Annotated in this window: 20 protein-coding genes and 1 pseudogene; 5 read left to right on the top strand and 16 right to left on the bottom strand. The window is 57.2% G+C overall.

The features are described from left to right. The 7 genes and pseudogenes from AC0L3N_RS03065 to AC0L3N_RS03035 form a co-directional block, all read right to left on the bottom strand. Positions 1-279 carry a PqqD family protein gene (locus tag AC0L3N_RS03065; RefSeq protein WP_473545493.1) on the bottom strand — a complete coding sequence of 93 codons (279 nt, stop codon included), beginning with the start codon at positions 277-279 and terminating at the stop codon, positions 1-3. Beyond that, complete coding sequence (locus AC0L3N_RS03060; protein WP_473545491.1) at positions 266-1141, bottom strand: hypothetical protein; 876 nt, start codon at positions 1139-1141, stop codon at positions 266-268. The genes AC0L3N_RS03065 and AC0L3N_RS03060 overlap by 14 nt, the downstream gene beginning before the upstream one ends. Further along, positions 1138-2256, bottom strand: coding sequence for a methyltransferase domain-containing protein (locus AC0L3N_RS03055; protein WP_473545490.1), 1119 nt, complete (start codon positions 2254-2256; stop codon positions 1138-1140). Before AC0L3N_RS03055 ends, AC0L3N_RS03060 begins: the two co-directional genes overlap by 4 nt. A 25-nt stretch (positions 2257-2281) precedes the next feature. After that, a complete protein-coding gene (locus AC0L3N_RS03050) occupies positions 2282-2701 on the bottom strand; it encodes a tail fiber domain-containing protein (protein ID WP_473545488.1) in 420 nt (139 codons plus the stop codon). A 257-nt stretch (positions 2702-2958) separates the two neighbouring features. Further along, positions 2959-4839 carry an asparagine synthase (glutamine-hydrolyzing) gene (gene asnB / locus AC0L3N_RS03045; RefSeq protein WP_473545486.1) on the bottom strand — a complete coding sequence of 627 codons (1881 nt, stop codon included), beginning with the start codon at positions 4837-4839 and terminating at the stop codon, positions 2959-2961. A 15-nt stretch (positions 4840-4854) separates the two neighbouring features. Then, positions 4855-5136 (bottom strand): lasso peptide biosynthesis B2 protein, encoded by a 282-nt coding sequence (locus AC0L3N_RS03040; protein ID WP_473545485.1) that lies wholly within the window; start codon positions 5134-5136, stop codon positions 4855-4857. A 558-nt stretch (positions 5137-5694) separates the two neighbouring features. Then, positions 5695-6354: pseudogene (locus AC0L3N_RS03035) on the bottom strand (SLC13 family permease); the annotation flags it as partial. 424 nt (positions 6355-6778) lie between these two features. Between AC0L3N_RS03035 and AC0L3N_RS03030 the strand changes: the two are divergent. Next, a complete protein-coding gene (locus AC0L3N_RS03030; protein WP_473545483.1) occupies positions 6779-7096 on the top strand; it encodes a hypothetical protein in 318 nt (105 codons plus the stop codon). A 63-nt stretch (positions 7097-7159) separates the two neighbouring features. Here the strand turns inward: AC0L3N_RS03030 and AC0L3N_RS03025 are convergent, their stop codons facing one another. The 6 genes from AC0L3N_RS03025 to AC0L3N_RS03000 form a co-directional block, all read right to left on the bottom strand. Next, complete coding sequence (locus AC0L3N_RS03025; protein WP_473545481.1) at positions 7160-7717, bottom strand: DUF995 domain-containing protein; 558 nt, start codon at positions 7715-7717, stop codon at positions 7160-7162. Positions 7718-7849: 132 nt separating this feature from the next. Then, complete coding sequence (locus AC0L3N_RS03020) at positions 7850-8794, bottom strand: glycoside hydrolase family 26 protein (RefSeq protein ID WP_473545479.1); 945 nt, start codon at positions 8792-8794, stop codon at positions 7850-7852. Between the two features lie 15 nt (positions 8795-8809). Further along, positions 8810-9316: a DUF995 domain-containing protein gene (locus AC0L3N_RS03015; RefSeq protein ID WP_473545843.1), complete on the bottom strand. Its 507-nt coding sequence runs from the start codon at positions 9314-9316 to the stop codon at positions 8810-8812. A gap of 34 nt (positions 9317-9350) precedes the next feature. Further along, the gene (locus AC0L3N_RS03010) at positions 9351-11231 is read right to left on the bottom strand and encodes a glycosyltransferase family 2 protein (RefSeq protein ID WP_473545477.1); all 1881 of its coding nucleotides are present in this window, start codon (positions 11229-11231) and stop codon (positions 9351-9353) included. Next, positions 11228-12214, bottom strand: a complete 987-nt coding sequence (galE, locus tag AC0L3N_RS03005) for a UDP-glucose 4-epimerase GalE (RefSeq protein ID WP_095495269.1) — start codon at positions 12212-12214, stop codon at positions 11228-11230. The genes AC0L3N_RS03010 and galE overlap by 4 nt, the downstream gene beginning before the upstream one ends. Then, a complete protein-coding gene (locus AC0L3N_RS03000; protein ID WP_473545475.1) occupies positions 12214-13239 on the bottom strand; it encodes a UDP-glucuronic acid decarboxylase family protein in 1026 nt (341 codons plus the stop codon). The genes galE and AC0L3N_RS03000 overlap by 1 nt, the downstream gene beginning before the upstream one ends. Positions 13240-13276: 37 nt before the next feature. Between AC0L3N_RS03000 and AC0L3N_RS02995 the strand changes: the two genes are divergently transcribed. The 3 genes from AC0L3N_RS02995 to AC0L3N_RS02985 all read left to right on the top strand — a co-directional run bounded on the left by AC0L3N_RS02995 (position 13277) and on the right by AC0L3N_RS02985 (position 15260). Beyond that, positions 13277-13552 carry a hypothetical protein gene (locus tag AC0L3N_RS02995; protein WP_473545473.1) on the top strand — a complete coding sequence of 92 codons (276 nt, stop codon included), beginning with the start codon at positions 13277-13279 and terminating at the stop codon, positions 13550-13552. Between the two features lie 177 nt (positions 13553-13729). Beyond that, positions 13730-13942, top strand: coding sequence for a hypothetical protein (locus AC0L3N_RS02990; RefSeq protein ID WP_473545471.1), 213 nt, complete (start codon positions 13730-13732; stop codon positions 13940-13942). Positions 13943-14120: 178 nt separating this feature from the next. Next, a complete protein-coding gene (locus AC0L3N_RS02985; protein WP_473545469.1) occupies positions 14121-15260 on the top strand; it encodes a helix-turn-helix domain-containing protein in 1140 nt (379 codons plus the stop codon). A 405-nt stretch (positions 15261-15665) separates the two neighbouring features. Here the strand turns inward: AC0L3N_RS02985 and AC0L3N_RS02980 are convergent, their stop codons facing one another. The 3 genes from AC0L3N_RS02980 to AC0L3N_RS02970 form a co-directional block, all read right to left on the bottom strand. Next, positions 15666-17438, bottom strand: a complete 1773-nt coding sequence (locus AC0L3N_RS02980; RefSeq protein ID WP_473545841.1) for an SLC13 family permease — start codon at positions 17436-17438, stop codon at positions 15666-15668. Positions 17439-17600: 162 nt separating this feature from the next. Further along, positions 17601-17837, bottom strand: coding sequence for a hypothetical protein (locus tag AC0L3N_RS02975; protein ID WP_077381301.1), 237 nt, complete (start codon positions 17835-17837; stop codon positions 17601-17603). A gap of 111 nt (positions 17838-17948) precedes the next feature. Next, positions 17949-18881 carry a complex I NDUFA9 subunit family protein gene (locus AC0L3N_RS02970; RefSeq protein ID WP_473545467.1) on the bottom strand — a complete coding sequence of 311 codons (933 nt, stop codon included), beginning with the start codon at positions 18879-18881 and terminating at the stop codon, positions 17949-17951. Positions 18882-19209: 328 nt separating this feature from the next. Here AC0L3N_RS02970 and AC0L3N_RS02965 point away from each other — a divergent pair, with 328 nt between their 5' ends. Then, positions 19210-19821: a cupin domain-containing protein gene (locus AC0L3N_RS02965; RefSeq protein WP_473545466.1), complete on the top strand. Its 612-nt coding sequence runs from the start codon at positions 19210-19212 to the stop codon at positions 19819-19821. Positions 19822-19934 lie beyond the last annotated feature (113 nt).

The following is a 19934-nucleotide window of genomic DNA, read 5'->3' as shown; positions in this document are numbered from 1 at the left end:
TCATGCCTTTTCAATCTTGACCAGCCCCTGGCTTTCGAGCGTTTGCAACAAGCTGAATACGTCTTTCTCCAAGGGCGCAGGCTCGACCTCGTACTCGTTGAGCATAGTTCCGCAGATCTCGCCGACGGTTTTTCCTTCGGACAGCAGTATCCAGATACGTGCCCCGACCGGGTCCAGCCCAAAATACGTTCCGCTGGCGAGATCCAGGATCACCGTCTCCTGGCCCACCTGTCGCGCCATCACTTGCGCCGGAATCGCCACTCTGTCAGTCAACTTCATGCTGGTTCGCCTTATACGTGTGTCTCACAATGGCCTGCCTGATACGCGACAGGTCTTCAAAGCGTCGGGGATAATCCAGGCGGTAAAAAATTGGTTGCCCAGCCAGGCAGGATAATTCATCGAAATGGGCGGCAAGCAGTTCGTGTGCCTCAATTTCGAGTAAGAAAGAATGCTTCAGTAGTTCCATCAGAGCTTCGCGCCCGGTCATAACTTCGAACACCGGTTCCTGCTGGACACCCTCGCCAAGAAAATACACCCGGCGTAAGCGCCGGGGTTGCCCGCAGAAGACGATCTCATCGCCCGCAAGAAAACGCGCCTTGGATGTGAACTGCACCGGGGGCGCTTTCCGTACACTATCTTTGCCGACCAAGGCTTCCTCACTGTCTCCCCATAAGCGGATCGAAGGATGGCTCGGCATAATCTGAAACCCACCGTCGCAAGGCTCTACCAGCAGCCCATCATCAGTCAGGAAGCGGAACCCGTCGGTTGCAAAGCTTGCCGCCAGCGTGGACTTGCCTCGGCCTGACTCGCCGATAAATGCGATGCCCTCGCCGCTGATTTCGACCGCGCTGCCGTGCAAAACCAGCTTCCCCTGTTTGCTGAGCGCCAGGGGCAAAACCTGATTCAGATAAAGATGCTGAATGGTCGCGCCGGAGACTCCCTGCACCGGCCATGCTTGGATCTGTCCGCCATCTTGACTCAGCTGGAAATCTGCCAGTTCGGGAAAACGCAGCAGGTAGGCTCCCCCGATGCGGTAGAAATCCGTCCACAAAGTTCCGTCTGGGAAAACCCACTGGTGAAACAAGGTGGCGTCAAGTGGCATTTGAGGGCGGGCGTCCGCCACCTGAAAGTCCACCGTCATTCCGTGTCCTTGCCCAGCACCTGGGCGACAAATCGCGCTGTTTCTTCCACGGAAGGGAACAAGCCGGGGTGTTCGCGCAGCACGGCTTCTTCAACCTGCCTGACCGTCCTTTGACCGTCGCAAAGTCCTAGCACGATCATTCTTGCCTGCCCCTGGCAATTGGGTCGGGGCACATGCGCGGGATTCCGTGTGATGATCTCGGCCGGCGTCCGCAACTCGCCCTGCCAGGTCGAATGGCTGAATTTCCGCCCTCCGGACGCGATTTCGACTTCCCACGCGATAACCGAATCCGTCGGGCGCGCCATCACCCTTGCCCTCACCACATCGCCGGATTTTACCTCGACGGCTTCGCCGATGGGCAGGAAAGCCTGAGAGCGTTTGATTGGACGATCGGCAAGCGGCGAGTTCGTCAACCACACCCCTTCGGCCAACTCACAATCGAACCAGCCGCCGAGTCCGTGCACGACGCCATCGCGCTCTATGCGCAACTCCGCATCCCAGGAGAAAAAGTCCGGATTGTCTTCACGAAAATCGATGCCGCCCAGCTCAGCGGGGGCGCCAAGCAATTCTTCCCGCTGAAGATTGACCGCATACTTGGTGTTGACGGCGTATTGGCCCACCCAATGGAATTCGCTGGGTACGCCCTCTCGCCGCCACCCGTCGGCCAAGCCGTAACTGGTTTCCGATTCCACTGCGGCGAGTTGAAGCCTGAGCCTGGCGGGGATCAATGCCCCCCCTGGCTTCAGGAAACGCCGCCTGGCGTCCGCGAGATATTCGATGATGCCGGCATCAAAGCCGAAGTAGCCGACTTGATCGCAGATCACCACATCAACCCGTTCGGGCAGGTTGGCCCGCAGAGAGTAATCCCCCATGAAAATCGCCTGGCCACCCCATCCCGCGCGAACGAAGGATTCCCGCGCGACCTCGATCATGGCGGTTGAGTCGATGGCGTACACGTGGGACGCGCCCGCCTGCAAGCACAACAGTCCCAGGATCCCGGTGCCACAACCGAGATCCGTGATGTAATCCCCATGTTTGACAACTTGGGCGACAGCGGACTTGAACTGTTCAAGCCTTACCGAATCGCCGACATACCCCAAGTGTTCCTGCAGCACGGAACTCGACATTCCCCCGCAAGGCTCAGTGAATAGAGGGGTGCCGTATCCTCAGCATCCCGTAGTCCACCCTCTTGTAACTGTCAGGATGAACGCTTACGGCTTCCGGCATGACCGTCTCGACCTCGTCGGCCATTACACCAAACTGCCTGCCAAGGCCCCACCGCTCGCGGTATTCAGGCTTGTAGTCGAACAGATAGAGGCCGATTCCAAGCGAATGGGTGCCAATACGGACGACGTTCTCTTTGGCGCGCGGGTCGGACACCATACTCATACCGGCGGGGCCCCCATCTAGCCCGCTTCCGGTACCGCCTCTTGTTATCGCGCTTACGGAACCGTAGATTTGCAATGTGGGAGTCGAATAGGGCGCCTTGTTTACCTCAGCAGCTTTGTTTTCAACGGTGAGGTGGGATGGCGTCTGCTGGTCGTTCAGATTGCTTTTCATTAACTCAACCCTTTACGCTGGTAATCTCTCAGGAAACCGTCAGATGAACTATCTGGACGTTGTCGGTGACTTTGAACAAGTTTGGGACCTTGCCACCAAGGGAAAACTGGCGCAACCCTGACGCGCAGCATTCATCGAAAATTTGACGGATGTAACGATCAACACACCTTACGGTATGCTACATCGCGTTAACGATACGGTACATGGCATCCATTAACAGTACGTTATATGATCCATTAACAGTACCTTATATGGCATTAACGATACGTTACATGGCATCCATAAATACTCCACAGAATCCATTTCGGCGTGCCGGCCTGCGGATTGTCTCGATAAGCCCGGAATAGCCGGGCCATCCCGTCCCGATCAACCCAGGTGCTACGCTCATGTGGAATCGTCTCGGTCAATATGGCTTGCATCCGGTCCAGATGCTCACGGAGCACTATTGAAAATTCTGCCTTGCTTTTCCGTTCGAGAATCCTCTTCGGCAGGAGATTCTTCAAAGCCTGGACATGGATATATTTGGTTCTGTCTCCACGCAGCCGCAGCCTCTCGGGTAGCGAAAACGCATACTGAACGAGTTTGGGGTCGTCGAGCGGGTATCGGATTTCGATCCCGCAATGGGCGCTCATGCAATCAAGGTCCTCCATCGCCTGGGCATCATATGCATCGTATAGAGCCTCAAGTAGCGCCCTCTGGCCGACGCTGCGCACTCGCCGATGGTGTGATGGGGGAATAAGCTCGCGACGCATCCGGATCACTTCCCCCATCCGCGGCGAGAGCCAGTAGCAGGCTTTGCTGGTCCCGCTCCCGCGCACCCTGCGAACCAGGCGGCGGAGACCCACCTGGAGAGCGATTGGCAGAAGCGGGAAAAACCCCTGCCGTATGAGCCAGCTCACCGCCTGCCGCGTGCCGAATGCCGTCGCGTCGGTTTTGAGGCAGTCATAGAGCGTACGCAAATGCAGTTGCGCCAGTGCCTCTGCGTAATACGCCCGGGAGCCTTCCAGCCATTGATCTCCTCCGTGACCGCCTAGCGTCACGCGGCTCCCGTGCGCAACGGTTTGCTGCCATAGGCCAGCAGACATTGACAGGTTCGGAAACCCCGGAAACTGCCGGCCGGACCGGGCGCGTTCCGCAAACCATGAAAGAGGCATCCTGGAAGGGGGAGTCTCATGAATCCGGAGCCCTAAATACCCGCCCACGGCCCGTGCGTAGGGGAGTTCGCTGGCATCGCCTTCCTCCTCCGTGAAGCCAAGCGTGTAGCCATTTATGCCGTGTGTGAGCAGCCTGTTCGAGCGGCGCAGGTGTTCCGCCACGCAAAACACCGCGGAGGAATCGAGCCCGCCGCTCACCTCAATGGCGACCGGCCGATGTGACCGGGATGAACGCCTGACGCACTCGAACAGTAATTCGCGATAATGCTCAATGTATTCTTCGTCCTTCCGAAACGGCAACATCGCCCAAAGATTCGGTTTCCAGTATTGTTCGAGTTGCGGCCCTTGGTTCCCGGCTACCATTCGATGTGCTGCAATCAAGCGCAGGATACCGTTCCATAGAGTCTCATCCCTGGAATACCACTCCCCCGCCAGCATTTCGGCCAACATGCCTTCATTGGGCTCCTGCTTCACCCAAGGCAGCGCAAGGATCGCTGGCAACTCTGAGGCGAAGGCGAGTGTTTTGCCGTCCCAATGGTAATTGAAAGGCCTGTTGCCCATGCGGTCGCGGGCGCAAAAGGCCTCTTGTCGCCGCGCATCCCAGATTACCAGTGCGAAATCGCCGTCGATATGCGGCAAACATTCCCGCCCCCAAATCTGGTAGGCTCTGAGCACCAGTTCAGCATCCGAGCGATCTCGAAGTACGGCGCCGCGCCCCAGCAGTTCCCCCCGCAGTTCCTCCCAGTTGTCCACCCGCCCGTCCATGACCAGGACAAGGCTTGCATCCTCATTCGTCAGCGGCTGGGTTTCTTCCAGCGACTCTGGCGTGGTGCGAAGCATGCATTGACCGAGCCCGATGGAGCCCTTCACCCAATGGTGGATGCCATCCGGGCCCCGGTGCGCCATAGCCGTGGTCATTTTTTCCACTAACCCGGGTTCCACCGGCTTACCGTCAAAATGAATTATCCCGGCGATGCCGCTCATATCATCCCCATGGCATCAACCAAAATTGCGGTTGAATGCGGTATAGCGCTCGCCAACATCGACCGTATCGTTAAGAACCTCGCCGCGGTATTCGACCCAAGCATGGGCTTCAAATTTGTCCTCAGCCTTCCGCGTGCCGATGCGCAGTTCTCCTTCGATGCCTTGCCGGCGCAGCAAAAACCAAAGCGTCATGGAGCGCTTCAGGCAGTTGCCGGAATATGAACCACGATACGCGGCAATGGATACCAAACGAGCGGTCTCTTGTGCCTGTCCATAAAAATCGGTCTCGCCACCCATTGAGTGAAGCCGGTCGGGGTTGCAAACCGCAACCGGAACGTTTGAAGGCGGCGGTGATTTACGAAGCGTGAGTGACGGGGATGCACCCCCCCTCACGCTTCGAAGCTCGCAAATCCAGATCAGTATAATTCTTGCACGTCGGAAACCAAACATCTGCAATAGCATTGCAGTGAATGGTAACAGCAACATTGCAGCGATCACTGTCCTGCGTTGTGCGGCCGTCAGGGCCAGAAATTTTTTTAGTCGATTGGTCACTAGCGCCTGCGTTCGGTTGATAACTGATCTGATCGCTAATTGTAACCGCTTGCGCTCGGGTGACTACCCTCTATCGAGATATGGTCATCAACGCCAATTGATCGGTCAAGCACACCTCTGGCAGTGTTGTGCTTCCGGTGTGGTTAACAATCCGTCGCGGCGATCGGAATATCAAAGCATGGCCATCATGTAAGCGAGGTCCATGTTCGCTGTGTGATATGTCAGGTTTCTCTAATCGGAAGCGAGGGGGTTGTTTTCGCCGGCCGGCGAAAGTTCGAGCCGGATTGGTCCGTCCATCGCATATCAGTTCATTGGCCATACGATCATTAGCATCGGCACAGCAACAATGACGACGAGGAACGACAGCGGCAGTCCCAGACGTGGATAATCGCTGAAACGGTAGCCGCCCGGCCCCATGACGAGCGTGTTGCACTGGTGGCCGATCGGGGTGAGAAAATCGCAGCCGGCGCCAATGGCGACCGCCATCAGAAATGCTTCCGGCCTGTAGCCGAGATCGCCAGCAAACTCGGCGGCGATAGGCGCCATGACCAGCACGGTGGCGGCATTGTTGAGGAACGGCGTGACGGCCATGGCGGCGACAAGGATGAGCACCAGTGCGCCGGGCGCCGGAAGAATGGTCCCCAGTTTGGCAAGCTCGCCGGCAACCACTTCTGTCGCCCCTGTACTGCGCAGCGAATCGCTCACCGGAATGAGAACGGCGAGCATGACGAGGATTGGACCATCCAGCGATTGGTAAACCTCCCGGACCGGGATGACCTTGAAAAGCACCATCCCGACCGCGGCCGCAAAGAAAGCGACGGAGACCGGTAGCAGCCCGAACGCAGTCGCCACCCTAGCGAGAGCAAGGATGGTTACCGGCACGACACCCTTACGGACGCTACCAAGCAGGATGGCCCTTTCCGCCAGCGGCAGGCAGCCGAGTTCACGCAGTATCTCTGGTATCGTCGCTGGCCGTCGAGACCAACGAAAACTGGATGGAGGCCAACCGCTACATCAACATGGACGACCTGCGCGAGCACAACAAGCTCGCTCGACGCCAAGCCGCATGACCAGCGCCATGGCCGCCCCTTTTTGCAGAACTTGACGCACACAACCTGCTTCAAGTCTGTTGCAAGCTTTGAACCTGTCCGTTTACTTTGCCGCAAACCAAGAGTTCTTCGACCTCCGCGCCCCGATGCAACGAGAAGACGAAGTGGAATTTCGCATCCATCGGCGGACGCGCCGCCGGCCTCATTTTGATCAAATCGCCCCACTTGAGGCATGAGGAATGCAACATTTTGTCTAAATTTATCAAGATAGTTCAAACCAGAACCTAAAGTCCTGTGGGTACAACGCACTCCAGAACAATAACATTGGAGGCTGGCACATGACGTTTTCTACTGCGCATCGGAACCGTTTTAGAAGAGTGGCGATTGCAGCGATCGGGCTTGCTGTTTCCGTTGCTCTCGGCGCAAACGCGCAAGCAGGCGAAATGCGTAAATCAAAGGAAGAGACACGGTTCGTCTACCTTGTCAAATATCGGGTTAACAACGATGTTCGCTACAACAAGAAACCGGTAGGCAAGGTCGTTAAGATATCAGCATCCCGGTACTTGAACAGCAACACCTATGTCTGCACTCCGAGCGGCTTTGGTCAGAAAGCGCGTTGCTACACTCGGAGGGTCTCGAATCAGCCAGGCGTTTAATGTTGGCCTGGTTTTGACAGAAGCCGCCGCGCCTGAAGCCGCGGCGGCTCCGTTTTTGCGCGGTTATCGAGAATTCGCCTTAAGATGCGAAACTTCTTTGCTTACCCGATTACCTTTGACCAGTTTGCGCGCCTCATCGTCCCGGCGAGCGGGATTGTGACGAAAGACATACCATTTCCCACCGATGAAAGGCTTCTGATAAACGACGCCATGTTTTTCACGGTGCAGGAAACATGTGATTGCACCGCTTCTTGCCAGACTCCCTTTCGCTACTTTGCTGGTCCAGAGAGCGCGCATGCAGAGCTTGCCCCCATTGGTCGCATACCAGTTTCCCTCCGCATAGGACCATGCTGCCCGTTTGCGCGACCAAGCGGCGAACGGCTTCCTATTTGCAGAGAACAGCCCGCGAGCAGTTGTCTCCGCCGAATAGAACCCACCGCCGTTTTGCCATTTCCAGGTGCGGCCGGCATAGAGCTTTTCAACTGCTGAGGCCTTCATCGGCGTCGCGGCAGCGGCGCGTTTTTCTATAGCGTCGCCCGCCTTGGGAGCGGCGTAGGCATTGCCTGCAAGCAAGGACACAAACAGCACCGCACTTGAGATAATCGAACGGATCGAAAACATTTTACTTCCTCTCCACCAAGGCAATTCCAGTAAGACTGCGTAAGAGTCCTGCGTTGGAACCGCATAGAAATAAAGGGATGGAGCGGTTCGGCCATCTGGTGAAAGCCGAACCACTCTGTCGAACGACTTGGATCAGTCCAGCGGATGGTTGGCCACGCGCCAATCGGGCCGGCCGACATTTCTCGGCCATGGATAGACTTCACGATCGTTGAAGTAGACAACGGCTGTCATGTCCGGGAACTCGGCATGCGGCTTGTTTGCTTCCGCAGCCCAGTCACGAGCATATTCGTCGTTGCCTTCGTAGCCAAGCTCCGCAATGGCGATTGGTTTGCCGAAGCCCGTCACACGGTCATAACCCGGCTTTGTGCGCTCCACAAAAGTCGTATCACGACCGACCTCCAGCTTGTCATAGGGCTGATAGCCAAAGACGGACAGACCGATAATGTCGACATACTTGTCGCCAGGATAGAAGGCTTCCAGTCCTTCTTCTCCTTTCGGTGACCACATGTATTGGGCCGACGGAAGATGCTTGCGGCATATGTCGATGACATGCCTGTAGGCGTTCACATAACCTTCAGCATTCCAGAAAGCCCAGGTGAATTGCCCGTCATTATCTTCCATTTCCTGCGCCCAGCGGATAGTGACGGGGCTTTTCAGCTGCGCCGCCGCAGAGCAGACCGCTGACATATTGGCATCGTAGCGCCCGCCCAAAATCCCGGCGAGCAAATCCTCAGGACCTACACGCCAGTCCCGCGCCCAGGACCACGGCTCGACCGTGATCAACAGGGAACGTCCACGCTCACGCGCATAGGCATCTGCGGCGCTGAGCGTTGCCAGATCCACATCTTCCCAGGGAAGAAAAAGGTGTTCGATTTTTGAGTTGGAATCGTTGGTATAATCCGCGTGCGGATCGTAGGCGCCGGGGGTTACGGAGTCAGCCGTGATGATGGGACGCTTGTCCCGAAACTGATTGCGGCTGTCGACACTCGCTCCCGACACGCCGCTGGCTGCATAGACACCACCGGAAATGCATGCGCTGCAAAGCAAGGCTGCTGATAGTTTAAAGAGACTTTTCAAGGCCCCCTCCCTTTCTTACTGTTCAGATTGCTGTGCCGCACCAAGCGCGGCTTTGATGGCATCGAGTTGACGGGAAACCAGATCGGTGGACACCAGCTTGCTGGCCTCGTCGTCTTGGTGGACCTCGGCGTTACGGAACGCATACCACTCACCACCGGGCTCGCGCTTCTGATAGATCGTTCCATTATCGATGCGATGCGAAAAGCAGGTCTTGGCGGGAAATACACCCTGTTCGGAATGCCATGTCGCGTTGAGACACATCCAACCTGTCTCGGTGATGATCCAGCGGCCTTCCGCCCAGGATTTGCCCGTCTCACCGTCGGTCCATGCCGAAAATTGCCGGTCCGCGCCCACCATTCGTCCGGCTCCGCTGTCCCACCGCCAGCTCTTGTCTCTATAGAGATCGTAGATTTCGCCTGCTGTCATGCGACGTGCCCCTTCCGGCAGAACGGAAACCTGTGAGGAAGAGGCAAAGGCCGGTGCAGCAATGCAGGACACTGCCCAAGCGACTGCTGTCAGCATCCGGAAACCTGACAGCAATAGAGCCCTTTCAGATTTAGAAAGTGCCACCGGAACCTCCTGCCATCTCGAGATGAGCGGCGCCCGAATTGCTGGGAGAATTGGTGCGCCAACGTGGATTGAAGATGGTTTTGTGAACAGCGCGACCACCGACGCCTGCCCCGGCAATTGAGAAGCTGTCGTCGAACAGGGAAAAGCTTTTGGTTCCCCAGGCGAGCGCCTCGATGCCGTCGCGGCCACGCTCGACCGTGGCGAAGCTGGTAACCATCAAAAGAGCCATGAAACTGCTTGCCAGCGCGGGGCGATAGGCTCGGCTTTTCATCCGCACGTCATTCTCCCTGCCATGCTGCAGCAAGATCATGAAAATCAGCAGCAAGTAAAAGCATGCATTGATGATGGCGAAGACGAAAAAGCCGCGCGTTTGATACGCATCCTGCACGAACACGACCGGCAGAATGGAGATCAGGACCACGAAGGCGTACGGCGCCAGCACGCGAAACGGTAGCGGATCGACTTCGGACGTGCCTTTTGGCGTGACGCGAAAATCAACAAAGGATCCGGTCATCCAGTCACGAAACGCGGCAAAGGTTCCAGCCAGAACCCACGGCCAGCGCGCCAGCAAAAACAGCATCGCTTCCCAACTAAAAATCTTGCCGTCGATAGGCCGAAATGTGCGACTCGACCGCCACCAGAATGCCAGAAGCAGGATCATAAGCGACTGCGGCATGAAATGGAGCAGAAACTCTGGGTAAGTGACGTTGACGAAATTATCGCCCTGGATCAGTACGATCACGGGCAACAGGAATGTCAGAGCAAGAAAGAAGGCGTAAAGCGGGTACCAGAACTGCGAAAATAGGAATTGAACCTTCAAACGCAGCGGCAAATGTCCGATCAGTTTTGGTGAGTATTGCAACAGGATCGTCACCAGGCTCCGCGACCACTGGAACTCCTGCGTTACAAGATCGACAAACGTCCGTGGGCCGTCGCCATGGGCGATGGCATCAAGCGCGTGAGCCCCTCGCCAGCCATGGGCATTCATGAAGAGCGTTGTGGAATGATCCTCGGCGAGTTCTGGCCCCAGCCCACCGATTTCCTTCAATGCCGCTGTGCGCACCGCATAGTGCGATCCGATGCATACGGGCGCGAAGCCATTATTGTATCCGGCTTGCAGTGACCCATGCATGCTCGCTTCGATGTAGAGGCGGCCACGCGCGGACCAGCTTTCATGTGCATTGCGATCGCAAATGCTGGGCGCGGAAACGTAACCGATTGTCGGGTCGGCAAAAGGCCGCAACATGTTATATAGGTAGTCCGGTTCGGGAACATGATCGGCATCGAGCTGCGACACAAAATCATATTGGTCGTAGCCATAATGATCGTAGAAGAAAGCCAGGTTGCCTTCCTTGCAGCGTGTGCGGCGAGGCCAGGACTGGCGATGGTAATCGGCGCGACTTTTGCGGGTGGAAACGAATACGCCATGTTCGCGGCACCATGCGAGCGTTGCGGGCGATGGATCCTCATCGGCCAGCCACGTGTCGTGAGGCACGTTCTGGGCTAACATGGCCCGCAAGGTTTCGGCCACCACCTCAAAAGGTTCTGATGGAGCCTTGGTGACCACCATGGCCACGCGACTTCCTGCGGAAATACGCAGCCGTCCGTGCGGCCGGCGTGCATTGAAGAAAATGGTGATGAAGTAGACTGGCAAAAGCGTTATCCACGCCAGAAGCGCCGTCACCAGAATTGAGCCGACCATGTTGGTGTGGGTGGCTCCGAAAACCCACCATTGCCAGAAGAATGCGACGGCCATCGCCCACAAAACCGCACCCATAATGTACTCGACGCGCTTTCGGCCGGTGAAGACCGGCACCATCAGGGGTTCTTCCCTGTCAACAGACAGCGCGATGCGCGGCGTTCTCATGAGCGCACCTCGAGCCCGAAGAAGGGAGCCGCTGTGCGAATTATCGTATCGAGATCGGAATAGAGCGCCTGAAAGCCAAGTTTTTCGGCAGCGAGCGCCGGATCGGCATAAAGCACCGGAGGATCGCCCGCACGACGAGCGCGCATCTCGACCGGCACGTTACGACCTGTCAGCCGGCTGATCGCTTCGAGAATTTCCTTAATGGATGTACCACGCCCGCTGCCAAGATTGACGGCCAGATTGCCACCGCAGTTGATCAGATGTTCGAGCGCCAGCACATGCGCGCGCGCCAGATCCGCGACATGAATATAGTCGCGAATGCAGGTGCCGTCGGGCGTATCGTAATCCTGGCCATAGACTTCGAGAAAATCGATCCTGCCTGCAGCGGCCATCATGGCTCGCGGAATGAGATGCGTTTCTGGATCGTGGGTTTCGCCGATTTCCCCGTCGATATCCGCGCCGGACGCATTGAAATAACGCAGCGCCACGTAGCGCAGCGCATAGGCAGCCGAATAATCGGCAAGCATTTGCTCCGCGATGAGCTTCGTGCGTCCATAAGGATTGATCGGGCGCTGGCTCTCGCCTTCGCGGATCGGCAAGCGATCCGGAATGCCATAGGTGGCGCAGCTTGACGAGAAGATGATATTGCGCGTTCCGCTTCTCTGGCAGGCGTCCAGCAGCGATTGGGTCCCGTTGACGTTGTTCTGATAATATTTTGCCGGTTTCTCTACGGATTCGCCGACATAGGCCGATGCAGCAAAATGGATCACCCCGATAGGGCGATACTCATCCATGACGTGGGTCAACCGCTCCGAGTCAAGGATGTTGCCTTCAACGAAGGCGCCCCATCGGACGGCTGACCGGTGACCCGTGGATAGATTGTCGTAGACAATCGGATCATAACTCTGCCTGGCCAAAAGCTTGGCTGTATGGCTGCCGATAAAGCCGGCGCCACCAACGACAAGTACGTTCTTGCCGGACATCAGGCGGCCTCCGCCAGCTTTCCGGAGGGCTTCCTCAACTGCCGTTCGAAATAAGCGATCGTCGACTTCAGCCCATCGGCCAACGCCACGGTCGGCTCCCATCCAAGTTCTCTCTGGGCCACTGTGATGTCGGGCCGACGCTGGCGCGGATCGTCCACGGGCAACGGGTGATAGACGACTTTGGAGCCCGAGCCGGTCATTCCCACGATCTGCTCGGCCAACTCACCGACTGTAAATTCGCCGGGATTGCCGATGTTGACAGGCGTGTGGATCGCCTGAGGGCTGTACATGAGCCGGTAGAAGCCTTCGATCAGATCGTCCACGTAACAGAAGGAACGGGTCTGCGACCCGTCGCCGTAAACGGTGATGTCCTCGCCCTTGAGCGCCTGCACGATGAAGTTGGAAACGACCCGGCCGTCATCCGGGCGCATGCGCGGACCATAGGTGTTGAAGATGCGCACGATACGGATGTCGACGCCGTATTGCTGATGAAAATCGTAGAACAGAGTCTCGGCAGAGCGCTTTCCTTCGTCATAACAAGAGCGCGGACCGAAGGAATTGACATTGCCCCAATAGCTTTCGGGCTGCGGATGCACATGGGGATCGCCGTAGACTTCCGAGGTGGAAGCCTGGAAAATCCGCGCCTGGTAATGTGCTGCCAGTTCCAGAAGATTGAGCGACCCGATCACGCTCGTCTTCATCGTATGGACCGGGTCGGCCTGATAGTGCGGCGGTGAAGCCGGGCAGGCGAGATTGTAGATCTCGTTGACCGGCAGATCGAGCCGTTCCACGATATCGTGGCGCACAAAGCTGAACGTGTCGTAGTTCAGGAGGTGGCGCAAATTCTCTAGCCGCCCCGTGGAAAAATTGTCTACGCAGATAACAGAATGGCCGTCTTGCAAAAGACGTTCGCACAGATGTGATCCGAGAAAGCCGGCCCCGCCTGCGACAAGTACCCTCCGTTGCGAGGAAAGATCAGATTTCAACTTTGCAGACTGAAATGCGATACTCACGGGAGCCCTCATTCATAAAAACCATCAATGCCAAAAGGAAGACATGTAGATGTCTAAATGCACTGAGACTTCAGGTTTTCTTCCTGTAGTGAATCTGATGATTTCCAATACCTCCCCGGTTCCTACGTTGCGATATCAGGGAATCCGGAAACTTTTCAAAGCGTCCATTTTTGCAGCTGACCCGCTCGACCGCACCATCGCCTCCGGCCGAAACCTTTTCATCGATCATTCTGATGAAGCCGCTATGCTGCCAAAGGTCTTTATCTCGAAGCGAGCCAAGAAACCCATTCATGGGCCGGTTCAGGATCGAGCCGCTAAGGGTTAGCTTTGTTGACTTGGTGCGATAAAATTAACTACTCTATAAACAGTGAGCCTTAAATGTATCTAATGATTTTGTTTATCTTATAAACAATACACTTCGGAGGTGACGTGAGGTTGCTGCAGATGGATTTCTGACGTTATCGTCGTTATATTACTGAATTCCATGACTGTCTGTGTAATCTTGGCTGCGGTTGCCGTGACCTGTCGTGATTTCGTGCCTTCCCGGATTCGGCTCACCTCAGTATTTCTGACCTTTATCGGAGGGATCGTTCTTTCCATTCAGGGTAATGAAGGTGCCTTCTGGCCTGCCGCCATCGGCTATACCATCATTATCTATTCCTTTTGCCTGACCTGGATCGGCGCGCGCTATTTTTACGGCAAGAAGGAGGTTTGAGAGCGGCGCTTATCATTTCCATCGCAAGCTTCCCCTTCATGTCGTTTTTCCATACAAGCTGGCAGGGTCGGAATGTTGTCTATGCGGTCGGTCAGTTCCTCTCCATGGCGATGACGGTGGCATATCTCCTGGAAGCAGCGCGACGTCGCGGCCTTCCGGGTCGTGGCTGGAGGCAGTGATGTCGGATAAGACGGTCCCACCTAACGACAGGGAGCCGACATCTGTCGAACGTCGCCGCTGGCCGCGCATGTCGCAGGATCCACTCGGCGAGGATGAGTTGGAGAAGGCCGTCCTGACGTCGTTGCGCTTTGAGACGGAAATCCTTCCACCAATCCAGCAGTTTGCTGCCTGGCGGGAGCATATGGCGGTATTGATGGATTCGCGTCTGCCGAACAATGTGGATCCCGAGGATGGATTTGTCGTCCAGCAGGCGGTGTGGAATCTGGGCGGCATGCTTTTGTTGCAACAAACCGTGCCGGCCTTCAGTTACGAACGCTCGCCAGACGCGGTGCGGTTTAGTCCAATTGACCATTGGCAGATCACCGTTCTCCGCGCCGGTCGCACCTGGACCGGAGTTGACGGACGTGTCGCGCAAAATGAACCGGGCATGATTGAAATCCGCTCGCTCGGGCATCCGTTTAGCGGGCGGGCGCTGGCAACGGAGTCGATCAGCCTGATCGTTCCCGTCGATCTGTTTGCCGATGGAGGTAGCTTGCCGGCGGCGAGCAACAACGTCGTTTTGGGTGGACACCGGGCCAAACTGCTGATCGATCTTATGTCAAGCGTTGAAGCCAATCTCGATCGCTTCACGCAAGACGACCTTCCTAGAATCAAGGACCGTTTGCGGAAAATGGTATTCGACGCGGTTACACCTTTGGTGGATCGTGATGACGGCAACGATCAGATCTCACAAATCGGATTGATGACGCGGGCGAGACGCTTCATTTCGAGCAATCTTGCCTCGCCCGACCTGACACCGGATGCTCTCGCCCGGGAACTGGCGACCTCGAGGACACGGCTCTATGAGCTTTTCGAAACGTCCGGCGGCGTTGCGAATTACATTCGTCGACGACGTCTATCCGTAGCTCATGCAATGTTAGCGGATCCTTCCGACACCCGAAAGGTCGCCGAAGTTGGTCTAGCAATCGGCTTTGATTCAGCGGCGAATTTCAGTCGAGCTTTCACGCAGCAGTTCGGGTATAGCCCGAGCAACATACGCAAGCAGTCGCCCGAAGACTACATGTACCCGGATAGGCAAACAGGTAAGAAACCAAAGGTCACATTCGAAAGCCTGCTGCAAACGCTCGGCCTCTTTTGAGGATGGCGAGGAGCATATATAAGATGTACACTAAGGACGTTCGATGACGACTTCGGGCATCTAAGCAATCGATCAACCTTCTACCCCTATAAACCCCCGATAGCTGGCAAACGCGACAGCCCAAGTGGACCTCTCTGTCGTGAACTGCTGAGGGGATCTAGAGAGCTAATGCGTCAATCAAGCTTGTCCCATAGCGTGTTCAGATATCCTGATCTCTTTCACAAACGCTCGCAATTCGGCTGGAGGTGCGAGACAAAAAGTTCGAAAAGCATCCAGGAACCCCAGCCATCGCTCACAGGGTCCGTTCCGGACACATGTGTAGCAGCCGTTTAATAATGCGACAGTGATGCGACAGTTTTCGCCGGCCGGCGAAAGTTCGAGCCGGATTGGTCCGTCCATCGCATATCAGTTCATTGGCCATACGATCATTAGCATCGGCACAGCAACAATGACGACGAGGAACGACAGCGGCAGTCCCAGACGTGGATAATCGCTGAAACGGTAGCCGCCCGGCCCCATGACGAGCGTGTTGCACTGGTGGCCGATCGGGGTGAGAAAATCGCAGCCGGCGCCAATGGCGACCGCCATCAGAAATGCTTCCGGCCTGTAGCCGAGATCGCCAGCAAACTCGGCGGCGATAGGCGCCATGACCAGCACGGTGGCGGCATTGTTGAGGAACGGCGTGACGGCCATGGCGGCGACAAGGATGAGCACCAGTGCGCCGGGCGCCGGAAGAATGGTCCCCAGTTTGGCAAGCTCGCCGGCAACCACTTCTGTCGCCCCTGTACTGCGCAGCGAATCGCTCACCGGAATGAGAACGGCGAGCATGACGAGGATTGGACCATCCAGCGATTGGTAAACCTCCCGGACCGGGATGACCTTGAAAAGCACCATCCCGACCGCGGCCGCGAAAAAAGCGACGGAGACCGGTAGCAGCCCGAACGCAGTCGCCACCATAGCGAGAGCAAGGATCAACACCGGCACGACACCCTTACGGACGCTACCAAGCAGGATGGCCCTTTCTGCCAGCGGCAGGCAGCCGAGTTCACGCAGTATCTCGGGTATCGTCGCTGCATTGCCCTGCAGCACGACGACGTCGCCAAGCCTTAGCTGGACTTCGGCCAGCCTGCGGTCGAGGCGCTCGCCGTGACGGCTGACAGCCAGGAGGTTGACATTGAAGCGGTGGTAGAGGGCAAGGCGCTGGGCTGTCCAGCCGATCAAAGGGGAGCTTTCACCGATGACGGCTTCGATAGCGACCAGCTCCCCGGTCGTGTCGTCCCCGCTGGCCCTGTTGCCCGTAACGCTGAGCTTGCCCTGGGAGACAAGGCGATGCAGCGCCCCTGGGTCGCCCTCGAGCAGCAGAATGTCGTTCACTTTGAGGACAACGTCGGGCAGTGGCGTCATCCGCATGGTCCGGTTGCGCAGGATCGACGTCACGATAGCATCGCCGCCGGAAAGCTTCATGAGGTCTGCGACGGTTTTCCCGAGCACCGTCGAATCGCGGACAATTCGGGCCTCTGTCAGGTAATTCTTGATGTTGATGGCTTCATTCACCGACCCGCCCAGCTTTTCGCGCACCGGTAGCAGCCAATAGAAAAGCACCAGGAAGATCGTTCCGGCGGCGGCCAGCGCGGCTCCAACAGGTGTAAAGTCGAACATTGTGAAGGCGGTGCCGGTCAGTTCCTCCCGCACACGGGACACAACGACATTGGGAGATGTTCCCACCTGCGTCATGAGTCCACCGAGCAGTGACCCGAACGCCATAGGCATCAGGAATATCGAGGGCGAAACGCTCGACCGGCGCGCGAACTGGAAGGCTATCGGAATCATGATAGCGAGCGCACCGATATTCTTTACAAAGGCAGACAGGATCGTGACCACGATCACCAGCAGCGCCAGTTGCGACCGAACACCCGATAGGTTCGGAACGAAGCGCTTGATGGTAACTTCCATGATGCCCGAGCGGGCTATGCCTGCGCTCACCAGCAAGGCACTGCCGACAATGATCACGATGTCGTCGCTGAACCCGCTGAACGCTTCGTCAAAAGGCACGATGCCAACCGCGAGTGCAAGCAACAGTGCCGCAGCTGCGACCAGATCATATCGATACCGGCCCCATACGAGCGCCGCCATCATCACGAAGATAACGGCGAACGACAAAATTTGCGGCGTAGTCATGTCTTTGAATGCCCCGCCGCAAATGCGGCTGATCAGAACGGCCAAACCGACCTTTTGTTGCTTTCGCTGGTCACGACTTTGCTAGCACGGTTCCATCTTGCCAATAAGCCCGTGTCGAGCGGTGTTCCTGGCTCATGGGGCCATGATCCTGGTAGCGTTGCATCAAGGTGCGCGATCGGTCAGTGCGCTTGCACCTTCCTCTGCGGCGCAATGTGCGCAGCAGTAGATGATGTCATCTTGTTCGACGCCATGTCCGATGATCCGGCACCCGCAATGCGGACAGAGCGGCGCAAGTTTCTGGATTGCGCATTCGAAGCTGTCGAACGTATAGGTTTCCTCAGCCAGCTTCACTTCGAAAGCCTTGTCGTAGTCATTCCCGCATTGATCGCATCTGGCCATAGTCCTTTTCCTTCTTCTTCATTGGCTCAAGCTCGACCAACCCGCCGCATGGCGATAGGTTCCCGTCAGGATCGTAGAGTCTTGCTAAGCAGGTGACGAGCCCGAGCAGCGTCACGCGCGCCGTTCGATCAAGCGGATCACCTCCTCGATGTCCCGCGGCGCGATGTCGAGTTCCTTCAGGCCCGGCGCGCCGATTGCTGCCACATTGTCGTGCCGCATAAGATCGACCTGGTTGCGCGTTATGGGCGCTCCCGGAAGGAGTTCCGCGACGCCAGCCAAGGCGTCCCACGCCGCAAACGGCACCGGCATCAGCCTGATGTGGGTACCGAGTTGTCGGGCGACCTCCCGCAGCAGTTCCTTATAGGTGTAGATGCGCGGGCCACCGAATTCGAATATGGATGAGCCCTTGTGGTTTCGCCCGTCGATCAGCCGGCTGACTGCGTCTGCGACGTCTTCCACATAGACCGGCTGAAGCCGTGTGCCACCATCGCCGAACAGCGGATAGACCGGCAGAAGACGTATCAGCCTGACAATCGTCGTGAGGAAAACGTCGTCTGGCCCTGTCATTACGGCGGGACGCACAATGAAGGCGCCGGGAAATGCGCTCGCCACCGCCTCTTCTCCGCGCCCACGTGCCCTAATATAATTCGAATCCGATTGAGGATCGGAACCGATCCCCGAAATCTGGACGAACCGGTCGACCTCGCCATCGCGCGACGCAGCGGCAAGATCAGCTGCGGCTTCCACATGCACGCGCTCAAACGTCTGGGCGCCCTGCTCGACATAGAGACTGACGGCATTCACGATGGCCTTTGATCCGGCAATGGCCGAGCCGATCGAGGACGCATCCAATATATCCGCCTCGACGGCTTCGGGCATCCTTGCAGTCGAAGAAAAGACCGGGCCCACACGAGCCGGGTGGCGGGATGCGGCACGGACCGTGAAGCCCCTTTCCAGGAGCCGCTTCACGATCCGGCGCCCGAGAAAGCCTGTTCCGCCGAACACAGTGACGATCCGTTCTGTGTTGAGATCGTCAGGATCCATCTGCCTCGCCATCCCTTCTTCGCGTGCCTGCCAAGCGCCTGCCGCGAGGATTGCCATTGGCCGGCGTATGAACCAGCCGTCGAACATCAGGACGATTGGAGAACAACGCAGGAACGCTTTTTGTTCCGTCAGTGCTGGGTCGAGCGGGAGATGGCCGATGTTTCTATAGAAGGCGAGTGTTTGACGCTGAGTTGCTTTATCCGTGCTATCAAAAGCTGGTCGAGGCACTGCAGCGTCGAAATTGACAAATCATCACTTGCAAATCGGTCGCCGCTGTCTTTTGCTCGCGCGACAGTTGTCCCATGACTGTTGAATGGTTGGCGAACGGATGAACAAAATCGATCGGCGACGGCCGGAGTCCGAAATGGACGCCACCGTAAATGCCGCGCGGCTTGGAACGCGGTTGCGCCTCGCCCGGCAGACACGGGGCATGACGCTGAAGGCGCTGGCGACAGCTGCGAACTGCTCTGAAAGCCTTTTGTCCAAGATCGAGAACGGCAAGGCTTCGCCATCCCTGCCCATGCTTCACCGCCTGGTCGAAGTTCTGGAGACCAATATCGGCTGGATGTTCGAACAGGTCGACGACGACGAGGCGATCGTGTTCCGCGCAGGCGCGCGGCCTCTGATCTCGCTCGACGCGCTGAGGCGCGGCGAAGGCATTTCGCTTGAGCGCATTATTCCGTATTCGCCCGGACACCTGCTGCAGTGCAATATCCATCATATCGAGGCGGACGGCGAGAGCGAAGGTCCCATCCAGCATGTCGGCGAGGAAGTCGGCTATGTGCTCGCCGGCCGGATCAAGCTGATCGTCGATGGCAAGAGCCATGATCTCGCCACCGGAGATGCGTTCGTGTTCAGGTCGGAGCTACCGCACCATTACCGCAACATCGGCAAGGAGAGAGCCAGCATTTTCTGGGTCAACACGCCGGCGACCTTCTGACGGGCGCTCAGGGATCAAATCCGTTGACAAGCATTCAAGTCTCTTGAATGTTTGCCTCGTGCCTGTAGCACCAATGGGTCCAGCCGAACAGGTTTGGCCCGCAAGCAAGGGGA

Source organism: Mesorhizobium sp. WSM4807 (genome assembly GCF_055811615.1).
Note: the sequence above shows the minus strand (reverse complement) of the source record. Positions and strands in the feature narration are given on the sequence as shown.

Excerpts from the sequence above, each read along its gene's own strand:
- AC0L3N_RS03015 (WP_473545843.1), bottom strand. The coding sequence starts at position 9,316 with ATGCTGACAGCAGTCGCTTGGGCAGTGTCCTGCATTGCTGCACCGGCC.
- AC0L3N_RS03060 (WP_473545491.1), bottom strand. The coding sequence starts at position 1,141 with ATGACGGTGGACTTTCAGGTGGCGGACGCCCGCCCTCAAATGCCACTT.
- AC0L3N_RS03010 (WP_473545477.1), bottom strand. The coding sequence starts at position 11,231 with ATGAGAACGCCGCGCATCGCGCTGTCTGTTGACAGGGAAGAACCCCTG.
- AC0L3N_RS03065 (WP_473545493.1), bottom strand. The coding sequence starts at position 279 with ATGAAGTTGACTGACAGAGTGGCGATTCCGGCGCAAGTGATGGCGCGA.
- AC0L3N_RS02995 (WP_473545473.1), top strand. The coding sequence starts at position 13,277 with ATGTCTAAATGCACTGAGACTTCAGGTTTTCTTCCTGTAGTGAATCTG.
- AC0L3N_RS02985 (WP_473545469.1), top strand. The coding sequence starts at position 14,121 with ATGTCGGATAAGACGGTCCCACCTAACGACAGGGAGCCGACATCTGTC.
- AC0L3N_RS03050 (WP_473545488.1), bottom strand. The coding sequence starts at position 2,701 with ATGAAAAGCAATCTGAACGACCAGCAGACGCCATCCCACCTCACCGTT.
- AC0L3N_RS02965 (WP_473545466.1), top strand. The coding sequence starts at position 19,210 with ATGAACAAAATCGATCGGCGACGGCCGGAGTCCGAAATGGACGCCACC.
- AC0L3N_RS03025 (WP_473545481.1), bottom strand. The coding sequence starts at position 7,717 with ATGTTTTCGATCCGTTCGATTATCTCAAGTGCGGTGCTGTTTGTGTCC.
- galE (WP_095495269.1), bottom strand. The coding sequence starts at position 12,214 with ATGTCCGGCAAGAACGTACTTGTCGTTGGTGGCGCCGGCTTTATCGGC.
- AC0L3N_RS03030 (WP_473545483.1), top strand. The coding sequence starts at position 6,779 with ATGACGTTTTCTACTGCGCATCGGAACCGTTTTAGAAGAGTGGCGATT.
- asnB (WP_473545486.1), bottom strand. The coding sequence starts at position 4,839 with ATGAGCGGCATCGCCGGGATAATTCATTTTGACGGTAAGCCGGTGGAA.
- AC0L3N_RS02980 (WP_473545841.1), bottom strand. The coding sequence starts at position 17,438 with ATGACTACGCCGCAAATTTTGTCGTTCGCCGTTATCTTCGTGATGATG.
- AC0L3N_RS02975 (WP_077381301.1), bottom strand. The coding sequence starts at position 17,837 with ATGGCCAGATGCGATCAATGCGGGAATGACTACGACAAGGCTTTCGAA.
- AC0L3N_RS03000 (WP_473545475.1), bottom strand. The coding sequence starts at position 13,239 with ATGAGGGCTCCCGTGAGTATCGCATTTCAGTCTGCAAAGTTGAAATCT.
- AC0L3N_RS02970 (WP_473545467.1), bottom strand. The coding sequence starts at position 18,881 with ATGGATCCTGACGATCTCAACACAGAACGGATCGTCACTGTGTTCGGC.
- AC0L3N_RS03040 (WP_473545485.1), bottom strand. The coding sequence starts at position 5,136 with ATGGGTGGCGAGACCGATTTTTATGGACAGGCACAAGAGACCGCTCGT.